The following is a 12,496-nucleotide window of genomic DNA, read 5'->3' as shown; positions in this document are numbered from 1 at the left end:
AGAATTCAGCCCGAGTTCCGAACCGCCTCCCGAGACGATTCGGTCACCACCCGGCTCAGAATTCCCACCAGTACGAGTCCGCAGCCCGCCGCACTCGCGGCGAAGGCCGTACGGTAGCCCGCGTCACCGGGCAGGCTGCCGGGGGCGGTGTGCGCGGCCAGCACCGCGCCGGTCGTGGCACTGCCCAGAGTGGAACCGGCGACCCGCAGCACATGGTTGAAACTCAGCACGCCGCCCAGCTCGCCGGCGGGGACCGCACCGTGGACGAGCCTCGGCACCGACGTCCAGGTCAGGCCGGTACCCAGACCGAGGAGCGCCATGGCGAGCAGCAGATGCCACAGCCGGTAGTGACAGGCGCTCAGGCCGAGTTGGGCGACGGCCACCAGGGCTCCGCCCACCGCGAGGGTCACCCGTGGCCCGACCCTTGCGGTCAGCCGGCGGCTCAGCCGTCCCGCCGCCTGACTCCCGGCCGACATCGGCAGCATCAGGCACCCCACCGCGAAGGCCGACAGCCCGAGGCCGTACCCGGTCGACGCGGGGGCCTGCGCCATCGTGCCGACAGCGGACAGACCGACGAAGGCGGCCGCGCTGAGCGCGAAGGCGGCGGCATTGGCCAGCGCGACGTCGGAGTGGCCGAGCAGGGCGGGGCGTACCAGCGGCCGGCCGGTGTGCCGCTCCCACCGCGTCCAAGCGGCCGCGGGCAGCACGGTGCCCAGGAGCAGCCCCAGGACGGCCGGCGAGCGCCAGCCCCACTGCGCGCCCTGCCCGGCCAGCAGGATCAGGCACACCAGCCCGGCGGCGAGCAGGGCGACGCCCACCGGGTCGGCGGCGGGACGCGGTTCCCGGTCCGTACGGTCGGGCGGCAGGATCAGCAGGACCCCCGCGAAGGCCGGGGTGACGAACGCGAGCGCCAGCCAGAACGCCCAGTGGTAGTCGAGGTGTTGGGCGAGGAAGCCGGTCACCGGACAGCTCAGGCCGGCACCGGTCGCGGCCGTGACGGCCAGCGTCGCGATGGCCTGCTCCACCCTGTCCGACGGCAGATGGCGGCGCGCCAGGGCCATCGTCACCGGGACCATCCCGCAGGTCGGCCCCTGAAGCGCCCGCCCGGCCAGCAGTTGCGGGAAGGTCCCGGCGGTGGCCGCGAGCGCCGAGCCCAGGGCCACCGCGGCGAGCGCCAGCAGGAGCATCCGCCGGCTGCGCGGACCGTCGGCCAGCCGGCCCAGGACCGGGGTGGTGACGGCGCCGACCAGCAGGTTCCCGGTCAGCATCCACTGGGCCGTACTCACCGGAACCCGTTGGTCGGCCGCCACCGCGGGCACGAGCAGCGCCCCGAGCGAACTGATCACCGTGGTGCACAGCCCGCAGTACACCAGCAGCGGCAGAACGGCTCCGGCCCGCCGCACCTTCCAGGCGTCCATGGAGCACAAGCCCTTCGCGAGCCCCCTGTGGCCCCCGCCGCAGGTTGGCACGCCCGGTCCGCCCCGGCCGCCCCTTCCTCCGCCCGGGAGCGTGTCCCTCACCCGAACGGTGCCGCACCGTCCTCCCGTACGGCCTACCGCCCCCGCGCGAAAGGTCCCGGCCGATACGGACCCACGCCGTCCAGCTGCTCCCGTATCCCCGCCGATATTCCCCGCAATATGTGGAAGGCATCACCGAATCCCCGCACGGAATCCTCGCGTCCCTCACCCCGCTCCCGGATCGGGAAGAGGTTGGGCATCCTCTTCTTCCGGTTCTTCCGGCACAGCGAGAAATCGACGAGGTGGCCGGGCCGAGCGCTCGGGGAAATCCCTCCCTCACAAAATCCGGTGCGTATGCGCCGCAGGCCACCGTCGTGCCGTTGGGCTTTGGCGACTGCCCCAATGTCCGGCGGCGGCAACGAGCCGAACGATCCGAAGCGTCCGGATGCGCGGCACGGATCACCACGCCCCCGTCGAACACTCGATCTCTATGCTGACGGAATGATTGATGTACCTCTTTCAGCGCTGGAAGTCGCGATGGTCCAAACAGGCACCCGGGCCGTGGAGACCCTGCGCGACACCGCCGCCTTCGCGCAGGGACTGGAACGGCTGGGCTACCACCGGATCTGGTACGCCGAGCACCACCACTCGCCCGCCATCGGCGCGTTCCCGCCGGTCGTGTTGACCGCGCACTCCGCCGCCTCGACCTCCGTCATCCGTCTCGGTTCAGGCGGAGTACTGGCACCCAACCACGCACCCCTCACGCTGGCGGAGCAGTTCGGAACCCTGGCTGCCCTGCACCCGGACCGCATCGACCTGGGCATCGGCCGCGGCCCCGGCACCTTCGACGAGGCCACCGCACGGGCACTGCGCCGGGGAGCCGGACCGACGACGGATGCGGAGTACCACGACGACGTGGCCGCGATCCTGTCCTTCCTGGTCGACGAGGTCGCACTCGGCCCGCTGCCGGAGCCGTGGCTGCTGTCCTCCAGCACCGCAGGTGCCGCGCTCGCCGCAGCACTCGGCCTGCCGATCGCCATGGCGCACCACATCCGGCCGGGCAACACCCAGGCGGCGCTGGAACGTTACCGGGCCGAGTTCACCCCGTCCCGTTGGTGCGAGGAGCCTCGGGTGCTGGTGTGCGTGGAGACGGTGTGCGCCGAGACGGAGGAGGAAGCCGCGTGGCGGGTCGGACCGATGAACGTCGTCAAAGCCGGGCTCCTCAAGGGCATGAGCGAGATCCCCTTCCCCACACCCGAGAAGGCGGCCACCCACCCCTTCACGGCACAGGAGCGACAGGCACTGGCCGGCTTCCGCGCACAGCAGGCCGTCGGGACACCCGAGGCTGTCGTCCAGCGGCTCGCCCAACTGGCGGGTGAGACCGGAGCAGACGAACTGATGCTGACCACACCCGTCTACGACCTCGGCGACCGCATTCGGTCCTTCGAACTCATCAAGAAGTACTCCGAGGCCATGACAGCACCGTAGGAACATGAGGAACATGCTGGGAGGGGCCCGCGCTCACCGGGGGCGGGCTGCCTCCGGCCCTCCGCGCCCGCGATGGTCTCCCGCAGCACCTGGCGGATGACGCGGGTGGGCAGCCGATCGGGCGGCGCACGACCACGCCAACCTCCCGGTGGTCGTCCACGGTTACGCCCCCCCACCGCGGCGGACCTGCGCACCCTGGCCGCCCTGGCGGCCCGCCATCCGACGGTTCCCCTGGTGATGGGCCGACTGGCGGGAGACAACTGGATGGACGCGATCGACCTGGCCCGGTCCACGCCCAGGAACTCCCACCCGCACCCTCTTCGGCTCGGACGCCCCCTACGGGAATCTGGCGGAGCTGCTGGGCCTGGGATGACGCAGGACGGTGGGCCTATGCTGAGTGCGATGTTCGCACCCCAGGGCCCCACGTTCCGTGAACTCGCCGTCCAGGCACTGTCCTCCGTCGAGCGCGGCTATGACCTGCTCGCCCCCACATTCGACGTCACTCCGTTCCGGACCCCGGAGTCGGTGCTGGCTCCCGTCTCCCGCGCACTGCGCACGCTCGGCCCGTTCGACAGCGGCCTCGACCTGTGCTGCGGTACCGGCGCCGGTATGGACGTACTGCGCCAGGTGTGCCGGAGGCGGGTCACCGGGGTCGACATCAGTGCGGGGATGCTTGCGGTGGGCCGCTCCCGTGTCCGGACGACGGCCGCCGCACCGCGTGTGGAGTGGGTACGGGCGGATGCGCGGGCCCTCCCCTTCGGGCCGGTCTTCGATCTTGCGGTGAGCTTCGGCGCGTTCGGGCACTTCCTGCCCCGGGAGCGGCCGGGGCTGTTCGCGCAGGTGCACTCCGCGCTGCGCCCCGGCGGCCGGTTCGTGTTCCCCATCGTTGCGCCGGCCCGTCCGGGGTCGTCCGGTTACTGGACGCTGCTCGCCTTCGATGCGGCGATGCGGGTCCGTAACGCGGTGTGGCGCCCACGCTTCGTCATGTACTACCGGACGTTCCGCCTTGCGGACGTGCGAGCGGAGCTGGCCCGGACCGGGTTCGACGTGCGGCTGCACGCGCTTCCGGAGCTCGGCCGACGCCCCGACGGCAGCCCGCGGTGCCGGTTGGTGGTCGCCACCCGGGCGGGCTGACGGACCTGACGCTGCCTCCGTTTCGATGGCTATAAAGGGTCTGTTTCGTCATCAACTACAACTTTACTAATTCTTGGTGTAGTTGAATCAAATTTCACTCCAGTCTCAGACGCAACAGCGACGACCACCCCCCACCGGACTCGTCGCTTCCACGAAGCTGGGCGAGAGGCAGCAGCACAATGACGAACAGCACGACACGCACAACGAGCAGAGCAGGCAGGGCGATCCGCGGCGGAAGCCGGCTGATGGCGCTGTCTGCGGCGGCGCTGGGCCTGGTCGCGGCGATGGCCTCACCGGCCGCCGCGGACGACCAGCCCACCCGCGAGCAGCTGATAGCCGACTGCACTTCCGGCGAGGGCAAGTGCAGCTTCAACGAGCCGAAGCTCGGCACGGCGTACCTCGGCGACTTCCGCCAGGTGTCCAACTCCCTCTACAACTGCAGCACTTCGGATGCCACGCAGTCGATGGGCTGGGCGGACACGGTGGGTTCCACGGACTCCGTGGGCGTCTCCGTCACCGTCGGCGGAAAGATCGCCGAACTCATCGACCTGAGTGTCACCGCGACGTACAGCCACACCTGGTCGAGCTCGCACACCGAGAACAGCTCCATGAACATGACGGTGAAGCCCGGTGAGGTGGGCTGGATCTCCCGTGCTCAGGTGATGCAGACCGTCTCGGGCACCTGGCAGACCCACTACGACAGCCCGAAGTGGGGGCACTACTACTGGTACGTGCCGGACACGGTCACCGGTCCCGCGCCCAACGGCACGGACGGACAGAGCAATGCCGTGATCGTCAAGACCCGCAAGATGACCGACGAGGAGAAGAACTCCTGCTCGTCGGACTCGAAGCAGGGCCGGGCGTTCGTCGTGAAGCGCTGACGAGTGCGCTGACGAACTGCAGTGCACTGACAAGTTTCTGACGTCACGTCATGTCACGTGTCGCGTCACGTCATCGAATCGACTGTCGGCTTCTTGTCAGGTTCTTGACGCCGTCCCCATAGCCCCGCACTGTCGCTCTGTTCTATAAAGGCTATAACAGAGCGACAGTGCGGGAGCGGAACATGATCCTCAGCCTCGACCTGGACAGCGACGCACCCATCTACCAGCAGATCCGGGACCGGATCGTCGAGGCCATCGCCTCCGGTCACCTCGTCGAGGGCAGTTCGCTGCCCTCGACCCGGCAGCTCGCCGTCGATCTGGGCATCAACTTCCACACCGTGAACAAGGCGTACGACCTGCTGCGGCGGGAAGGCATGCTGCGGATCAACCGCAAGAGCGGCGCCCTGGTGCAGCGCGATGCCCGCAGCGGTCCGCCCGAACCGGGCTTCACCGCCGAGTGGGAGACCCGGCTGCGGACCCTGCTCGCCGAAGCGGTCGCGCACGGGGCCGGCGACCCGGCGGTACTGGACAGCTGTCGCTCCGTCCTCACCTCGTTCACGTCACCCGCGTCCGATTCACCCGCGCCCGCTTCACGAAAACGCGCGGAACTCGGCGCAGAGCAAGGGGATTCGACGCGATGAACAACGCAGAAATACTGGTCGACGTGGTCCTGTCCACAGCGCTTGTGGCGGTGGCCTGGCTGATGCCTTCGCTGACCGGCCCTTCCCTGCCCTTCGGGGTACGGACCCCTGTCGCACGGGCGGACGCCCCGGTGATCGCCGTGCGGCGCAGGCGCTACCGCTGGCAAGTCGCCATGTCCGGCGCCCTGTTGATCGCGGCCGATGTCCTGCTCGCAGCCGTGGCTCATGTCCGCCTGCCAGGCAGTGTTCCCTTGCTGACCGCTGCCGCGGGCCTGATGGCGTACAGCAGGGCCCGGGCGGCGATCATGGCGGTCAAGCAGCGAGAGGACTGGTACCGCGGGCTGCGGCAGGGTGTGGTGGCGGACACGTCGCTGCGGACCGCCCCGGAGCGCTTTCCCTGGCTGTGGGCCGTCCCCGCACTGCTGGTCTTCGCGGGTACGGCAACCCTGGGCATCCTGCGCTATCCGTCGCTGCCGGACCGCATTCCCCTGCACTTCAACGGCTCCGGTGGCGCCGACCACTTCGCTGCCAAGTCGATCGCCACCGCATTCTTCCCGGTGTTCGAACAGGCCGGCTCCACCGCGCTGATCCTCGTGCTGACCTGGCTGTCCTTCCGGGCGCGGGCGGATCTCGACCCGGAACGGCCGACCGACTCCGCCCGCAGGCACCGCCGCTTCGCGGTTCGTACGGCCCTCTCTCTTCTCCTGCTGGCAGCGTTCGTCAACCTGACGATGCTTGGCGGGGCCTGGGCGACCTGGCACGGGGACCAGCGGGTGTCACCGCTCCTGCTCCTGCTGCCCACAGCGGCCGGACTGGCCGTGGTCATCGGCATCGCGGTCCGTACCGGGCAGGGCGGCAGTCGACTGCCTGCGCAGGAGGGCGCGGCACCGGAGACGAAAACCGGCGTCGTACGGCGCGACGACGACCGGCACTGGCGTCTGCTCGGCTCGATCTACATCAACCGGGCCGATCCCGCGGTGCTCGTGCAGAAGCGCTTCGGCATCGGCTGGACCATCAACTTCGGCAACCCTCGAGGCGTGCTGCTGCTCGTGGTCATCCTGGCCGCCGCGCTTGTCGTACCGGTCGTCGTCCACTGACGGCACGACGAATCATCCGCCGACGTCCGACCACCAGTCGGCTTGCCCCCTCAACTCATCTGGAGATCCCATGCGTTCACGCACTCACCGGCGCAGCAGAATGCTCGCCGTGCTCGTGGCGACGGCCGCCATCGCCACGACCGGTCCGGTGTTGGGCACGGCCGGAGCGTCCACGTCCGCGGCTCACCGGGCCGTCCTCGTACCCGCCGTGGACCGTGAGGTCCGCTTCACCGCGGACGGCACCACCGCATACGGCACGGTGCACATACCCGCCCACCGTGCGGGCCGGGGACTGGCCGCGGCCCTGCTGCTGCCCGGCAGCGGCCCGACCGACCGCAACGGCGACGAGCCGCCCGGCCTCACCCCGCGCACCCTGGCCCTCATCTCGGACGTCCTCGGCGAGGACGGCGTCATGAGCCTGCGGTTCGACAAGTACGGCACCGGGCGGACGGGCCTGGGTGGCCGGCACAGCGCTCCCGACATGGCCGCCTACACCCGCCAGGCCGCTGCCGCATACCGCACTCTGCGCGCCCAGCCGGAAGCCGATCCCCAGGCGCTGCTCGTGGTCGGACACAGCGAGGGCGGCCTCCAAGCCCTGCTCGTCGACCGCGCCGTAACGGCGAAGCCCGCCGGGCTTGCCCTCATCGCCCCGCAGGACATGCGGCTGCTGGACATGCTCGACCACCAGCTGGCGGCCCAACTCGACCAGGCGGTTGCGGCAGGGCAGCTCACCGCGCAGCAAGCCCGGCGGAACAAGGACGGTGTGGCCAAGGCCATCGCGGACTTCCGCGCCAGGCGCCCGGTGGACACCTCGGGGCTGCTGCCCTCCGTCTCCGCCCTCCTCCAGGGCATGTTCGGCCCGGTCAACGCGCGCTTCGTGCGCAGCGACGACGCCCTGTACCCGCCGTCCGTCGCCCGGGGCGTCGCGCACGGCACGCGTACGCTCGTCACCTGCGGTACAGCCGACACCAATGTGCCCTGCCGGACCACGCCGCCGCTGCTGACGGCCCTCGCTGCCGCCCGGACCACGGGCCCCGGGCTACGGGTCCTGCCCGGACTCGACCATCTGCTCCACCCCGCCGGGACCCCGGCCAACGACCAGGTGGTCGCCCCGGCCGCGCAGCGGGCCCTGCACGCCTTCGTCCGGCCCTGGCGCCAGGCCACCGCGAGCTGAGGAGCACGCCCGGGCCGACTGCTGTTCACCGGCCGGTGGAAATCCCCTGGCTGAGCCCCCGTCCAAATGCGCTTGTTCGCCATTGCGGCACCGCACTACCTTGCCGGTGTGGACCTCTTCTCGCGCTCTTGGACTGCGTTGCGTACGGCGGTCGCCGAACTCTCCGACGAGGACTTTGCACGGCCGTCCGGCTGCGCCGGCTGGCTCGTGCGGGACCTGGTGTGCCATCTGGTCATCGACGCCCAGGACGTCCTGATCACCCTCGTGACCCCCGCCGAGACGGAACCGACCCGCGACGCGGTGACCTACTGGCATGTCGCCGAAACGCCGCCGACCGGCGACGACCCCCTCGACGCGCTGACCGTGCGGCTGGCCGCCGCATACGAGGAGCCCCGGCTGCTCACGTTCCACCTCGACGACGTCGGCTCCGCCGCCGGCCGCGCCGCCGAACTCGCCGACCCGGCCCTCCGGGTCGGCACCCAGGGCGAGGTCCTCACCGCGGGCGACTACCTTTCCGCGTACGTCCTGGAGTGGACGCTGCACCACCTCGACCTGATCGCACACCTCCCTGACGCGGCGTCACCGCCCGCAGAGGGGCTCGCCCGGACCCGCGAGATGCTGGAGAAGATCGCCGGGACCGCGTTCCCCGCGTCCTTCTCCGACAAGGACGCGCTGCTGGTCGGCACCGGACGGCGCGCCCCGACCGACGCGGAGAAGGCCGAACTGGGCGAGCTGGCCGCGAAACTCCCGTTCGTTCTCGGGTGATCGGTCCGTCGGGTCGTCCGGCTGAACGGGGCCTTGGGCGCGGGCAAGACGACTGAGGCGCGGGCACGGCCTAGGCTGCCACCCGGAACCGGCCTCGACCCAGGAGCACACCGTGATCGACCCCGCCCAGCAGCCCCCGTATCCCGATGCCCTTGGACCGGACGAAGCGCCTGCGCCGCATGCACTGCTCGCACCGTTGCTCGGGTTCCTGGGGACCTGGGTCGGCCGGGGCCGCGGCAGGTATCCGACGCTCACCGAGGAGTTCGCGTATGCGCAGGAGGTCGCCTTCAGCCACGACGGGCGCCCCTTCCTCCGTTACGAGGCGCGTGCCTGGCTGATCGACGCGGACGGTACCCCGCTGCGGCCGGCGGCGCGGGAGAGCGGCTGGTGGCGGCTGCAGCCCGAGGGGCGCGTGGAGGCATTGATCACCCAGCCCACCGGTATCGCGGAGATCTCGGTCGGCCGGGCGGTGGACGGCACGGTCGACCTCACCACCCATCAGGTGGCTCTCACCCCCACCGCCAAGGAGGTCAGCGCCACCCGCCGCCGCTACACCCTGACCGACGACGGCACCCTCGACTTCGTCCACGACCTCGCGGCGGTCGGTCAGCCGCTGCAGCATCACCTTGCGGCGCAGCTTCGACGCGGGGGTGGAAGTTAGGCAAGCGCCATCGACGGTGCGGTTTGGGCAGGGGCCCCGCGCATCTCGTCCGAGAGCGTCACCGCCGGCCGGTGTCGTCCTCCGCGCGCGGCCAGTGCCGTCCCTCGAGCGCCTCGGCGCTGCGGTTGAGCCGGACCAGAATGTCCTCCAGCTCCCGCACCTCGTCCGCCGACCAGTGAGCGACCACCTGAGCCAGGCAGGATCGGTTGACGTCGCGGTGGGCGGCGAGCCTGCGCCCGCCTTCCTCGGTGATCCGCAGCTTGCGGGCCATACCGCCTTCCGGGTCCGCGACGCGTTCGGCCAGACCGCAGCGCAGCAGCGCCGCCGTCTGCCGGTTCACGGTCGAGGTGTCGAGCCCGAATGCCTCCGCCAGCTGCCCGATGGACATGGGGCCCTGGGTGTCGATCCGGCTGAGCAGCAGATAAGCCGAACGTTCCAGGCGCTGGGGGTCCCGTTCCCGGTGGGTCATCACCTGGTGCCGCGAGAGCAGCATCAGCTCCCGCTCCAGTCTCTCCAGCACCGCGTCTCCCGCTCCTTCCCGGCACTGCACCCTCTCGGAGCCCTTCCGGATCCCGGGACAGTGCAGGCTTCCTGCTCCGCCAAGCAATGTGCATGATACACATCATGGTGTACGGTGTGCATCGTGCACATCATATGTATCGTGCATATCTCTGTCGGCCCCAGGCCGTACCCCGCGGCCCCGGGCCTGAAGCGAGCCCGAGCCTGAACCTCTAGGCGGTAGGCGTGTCATCCCCCCATCACCGAGCCACCCCCGCGCGCTCGCGCACCGGAGGCCCGGTCGTCGCGGTGCTCGCGTTCGCGGGCATCGTCGTCGCCGTGATGCAGACCCTTGTGGTGCCGCTCGTCGTCGAGCTGCCACGGCTGCTGCACACCACGACCTCCAACGCGTCCTGGGTGATCACCGCCACCCTGCTCGCCGGAGCGGTCGCCACCCCCGTCATGGGGCGGCTCGGCGACATGTTCGGCAAGCGGCGGATCCTGTTCGCCAGCCTCGGTCTGCTCATAGCCGGCTCGCTGATCTGCGCGTTCACCTCGGATCTGGTGCCGATGGTGGTCGGCCGCACCCTGCAGGGCGGGGCGATGGGGGTGATCCCGCTCGGCATCAGCATCATGCGCGACGAGGTGCCCGCCGAACGGATGGGCTCGGCCATGGCGCTGATGAGCTCCTCGCTGGGCGTCGGCAGCGCGCTCGGCATGCCGGCCGCCGCCTTCGTGGCCGAGCACGCCGACTGGCACGTGCTGTTCATGGGGTCGGCCGGGCTGGCCGCGGTCGCGCTGCTGCTCATCGCGCTGTTCGTACCGGAGTCGCCGGTCCGCACCCCGGGGCGCTTTGACGTGATCGGGGCGGTCGGGCTCTCCGCGGGCCTGGTCTGTCTGCTGCTCGGGATCTCCAAGGGCGGTGACTGGGGCTGGGGGAGCGGCACCACGCTCGGATGCTTCGCGGCCTCGGTGGTGATCCTGCTCGCCTGGGGCGCCGTCGAGCTGCGCGTGGAGCAGCCGCTGGTGGACCTGCGGACCACCGCGCGCCGCCAGGTGCTGCTGACCAACCTGGCCGCGATCGCCATCGGCTTCGCGATGTACGCGATGTCGCTGGTGCTTCCGCAGCTCCTGCAGCTGCCGGAGGCCACCGGATACGGGCTGGGGCAGTCCATGGTGGTCGCGGGGCTGTGCGTGGTGCCCGGCGGCGTGGTGATGATCCTCCTGAGCCCGGTCTCCGCCAGGATCTCGGCGGCTCGCGGACCCAAGGTCTCCCTGATGCTGGGCAGCGTCGTCATCGCCATCGGCTATGCGTCGGCGCTCGGCCTGGTGCACGCGGTCTGGCAGACGCTGATCGTCTCCGCCCTCATCGGCGGCGGCATCGCACTGGCCTACGCGGCCATGCCCGCCCTGATCATGGGCGCGGTACCGCCCTCGGAGACGGCCGCCGCCAACGGCCTCAACACGCTCATGCGGTCCATCGGCACCTCAACCGCCAGCGCGGTCCTGGGAGTTGTGCTCTCCCATATGACCCAGCCGCTGGGCGGAGTGCCGCTGCCGTCCATGAACGGATTCCGCACCTCGTTCATCATCGCGTGCGCGGCATGCGTGGTGGCGCTGCTGATCGCCGCGTTCCTTCCGGGGCGGGGCGTGGGCTCGCGGGCCACGTCAACTCCGGCCGTGGAGACGGTTGTCGGCGAACCGGTGGCGGAGTCAGGAGCGGCGTCGGAGGCGGAGCCGGAGCCTGCGGACCCGGCCGAGGCACTCCCGTCCGGGGCCGGCTTCCACGGTCTGGTGCGGGAGGCCGACGGCGAGGTGCTGGGAGGCGCCACCCTCACCCTCGTCTCGCCCGACGGACGACAGGTGGGCCGCACGCTCTCCCGTCCCGACGGCCGGTACGCGCTGGCCGCCCCGGCCCCCGGCCCGTACGTCCTGATCGCGGCCGCCGACGGCCGTCAGCCGCAGGCCGTCACGGTCATGGCGGCGGCCACCCCGGTCTCGTACGGCGTCCGGCTGCCCCGCGCCGCAGGAGCGGCCGGCGTGCAGGTGCGGGGCACCGTACGCGCCGGGGAGGGCGGCCATCCGCTGTCCGATGCCCGGCTGACGCTGGTGGACGCCGCCGGGAACGTGGTGCGCACCACCGTCACGGACCACGACGGCACCTATGTCTTCACCGACCTGACCGCGGGTGAGTACTCGCTCATCGCCAGCGGCTACCCGCCCGTGACATCGGCGCTGGCCGTCGAGGGCCGCGGTACGGACGCCTTCGACCTGGAGCTGGCGCACCCCGAGGCGAAGCAGGCAGCGGTGTCCTGAACCAGAGGCACCTCGTCGGCCCGGCGGCCGCCACCTGCACCCCCATCACCACATCCCCGATGCACCTACTGACCGGCTTCCACACTGACCGGCTTCCACACTGACCGGCTTCCACACTGACCGGCTTCCACAAGGAGAATCCCTCATGACCGTCACCACTTCTCCCGCCTCCCGTGCGGCCGAGCTGTTGTCCCGGCCCGTCGCGTTGAACGGCCTGACCGTCCCGAACCGGATTGTGATGGCGCCGATGACGCGGATGTTCTCGCCGGGTGGTGTGCCTGGTGAGGATGTGCGGTCGTATTACGCGCGTCGGGCGGCTGCGGGTGTGGGGCTGATCGTCACCGAGGGGACCTATGTGGGTCATGAGTCGGCGGGGCAGAGTGA

Annotated in this window: 12 protein-coding genes; 10 read left to right on the top strand and 2 right to left on the bottom strand. The window is 70.8% G+C overall.

Annotated features, from left to right (window positions below):
* Positions 1–5: 5 nt before the first annotated feature.
* Positions 6–1,418 (bottom strand): MFS transporter, encoded by a 1,413-nt coding sequence (locus tag ADL29_RS23295; protein ID WP_053925545.1) that lies wholly within the window; start codon positions 1,416–1,418, stop codon positions 6–8.
* Between the two features lie 540 nt (positions 1,419–1,958).
* Between ADL29_RS23295 and ADL29_RS23290 the strand changes: the two genes are divergently transcribed.
* The 8 genes from ADL29_RS23290 (at position 1,959) to ADL29_RS23255 (ending at position 9,298) form a co-directional block, all read left to right on the top strand.
* Positions 1,959–2,945, top strand: coding sequence for an LLM class flavin-dependent oxidoreductase (locus ADL29_RS23290; RefSeq protein ID WP_053925544.1), 987 nt, complete (start codon positions 1,959–1,961; stop codon positions 2,943–2,945).
* A gap of 402 nt (positions 2,946–3,347) precedes the next feature.
* The gene (locus ADL29_RS23285) at positions 3,348–4,079 is read left to right on the top strand and encodes a class I SAM-dependent methyltransferase (RefSeq protein WP_053925601.1); all 732 of its coding nucleotides are present in this window, start codon (positions 3,348–3,350) and stop codon (positions 4,077–4,079) included.
* Between the two features lie 245 nt (positions 4,080–4,324).
* On the top strand, positions 4,325–4,960 hold the full coding sequence (locus tag ADL29_RS23280) for a hypothetical protein (protein WP_107095057.1): 636 nt from the start codon (positions 4,325–4,327) through the stop codon (positions 4,958–4,960).
* A gap of 182 nt (positions 4,961–5,142) precedes the next feature.
* Positions 5,143–5,601, top strand: a complete 459-nt coding sequence (locus ADL29_RS23275) for a GntR family transcriptional regulator (protein ID WP_078971216.1) — start codon at positions 5,143–5,145, stop codon at positions 5,599–5,601.
* Positions 5,598–6,698: a DUF1648 domain-containing protein gene (locus ADL29_RS23270; RefSeq protein ID WP_053925542.1), complete on the top strand. Its 1,101-nt coding sequence runs from the start codon at positions 5,598–5,600 to the stop codon at positions 6,696–6,698. The genes ADL29_RS23275 and ADL29_RS23270 overlap by 4 nt, the downstream gene beginning before the upstream one ends.
* A gap of 70 nt (positions 6,699–6,768) precedes the next feature.
* Entirely contained in the window at positions 6,769–7,872 is a 1,104-nt protein-coding gene (locus ADL29_RS23265; protein WP_245689597.1) for a serine aminopeptidase domain-containing protein, read from the top strand.
* A 108-nt stretch (positions 7,873–7,980) separates the two neighbouring features.
* A complete protein-coding gene (locus ADL29_RS23260; protein ID WP_053925600.1) occupies positions 7,981–8,637 on the top strand; it encodes a maleylpyruvate isomerase N-terminal domain-containing protein in 657 nt (218 codons plus the stop codon).
* A 112-nt stretch (positions 8,638–8,749) separates the two neighbouring features.
* Positions 8,750–9,298: a nitrobindin family protein gene (locus tag ADL29_RS23255; protein WP_053925540.1), complete on the top strand. Its 549-nt coding sequence runs from the start codon at positions 8,750–8,752 to the stop codon at positions 9,296–9,298.
* Between the two features lie 58 nt (positions 9,299–9,356).
* Here ADL29_RS23255 and ADL29_RS23250 read toward each other — a convergent pair whose 3' ends face one another.
* On the bottom strand, positions 9,357–9,791 hold the full coding sequence (locus ADL29_RS23250) for a MarR family winged helix-turn-helix transcriptional regulator (RefSeq protein ID WP_078971224.1): 435 nt from the start codon (positions 9,789–9,791) through the stop codon (positions 9,357–9,359).
* Positions 9,792–10,138: 347 nt separating this feature from the next.
* Here ADL29_RS23250 and ADL29_RS23245 point away from each other — a divergent pair, with 347 nt between their 5' ends.
* Together ADL29_RS23245 and ADL29_RS23240 are read left to right on the top strand one after the other, a co-directional pair.
* Entirely contained in the window at positions 10,139–12,112 is a 1,974-nt protein-coding gene (locus ADL29_RS23245) for an MFS transporter (RefSeq protein ID WP_107095059.1), read from the top strand.
* A 145-nt stretch (positions 12,113–12,257) separates the two neighbouring features.
* The coding region (locus ADL29_RS23240) for an oxidoreductase (RefSeq protein WP_483855167.1) at positions 12,258–12,496 on the top strand (239 nt) is incomplete at its 3' end.

The organism is Streptomyces chattanoogensis (genome assembly GCF_001294335.1).
Classification (GTDB): Bacteria; Actinomycetota; Actinomycetes; order Streptomycetales; family Streptomycetaceae; genus Streptomyces; species Streptomyces chattanoogensis.
This window is presented reverse-complemented; position numbering and strand designations above follow the sequence as displayed.